This window comes from Ventosimonas gracilis (assembly GCF_001580025.1).
Classification (GTDB): domain Bacteria; phylum Pseudomonadota; class Gammaproteobacteria; order Pseudomonadales; family Pseudomonadaceae; genus Ventosimonas; species Ventosimonas gracilis.
The window spans coordinates 1-314 of record NZ_LSZO01000084.1 but is presented as its reverse complement, the minus strand read 5'-3'; the positions used below and the strand labels follow the sequence as shown (position 1 = coordinate 314).

The following is a 314-nucleotide window of genomic DNA, read 5'->3' as shown; positions in this document are numbered from 1 at the left end:
GCGGCCGAGCAGACCAGGATCGCGCCGTCCATCTGCGCGGCACCGGTAATCATGTTTTTCACGTAGTCGGCGTGACCCGGGCAGTCGACGTGGGCGTAGTGACGCGCGGGGGAGTCGTATTCGACGTGGGAGGTATTGATGGTGATACCACGCGCTTTTTCTTCCGGCGCGTTGTCAATCTGGTCAAACGCGCGCACCGCACCGCCCCAAGCTTCCGCGCAGACTCTGGTCAGCGCAGCGGTCAATGTGGTTTTGCCGTGGTCAACGTGCCCAATGGTGCCCACGTTGATGTGCGGTTTGTTGCGTTCAAATTT

The 314-nt window shown here is 60.5% G+C and carries 1 protein-coding gene; it reads right to left on the bottom strand.

Annotated elements, in window-relative coordinates:
• Nucleotides 1-314 (bottom strand): GTP-binding protein (locus tag AXE65_RS04220; protein WP_193393233.1); only part of this gene is annotated, 314 nt, incomplete at both ends.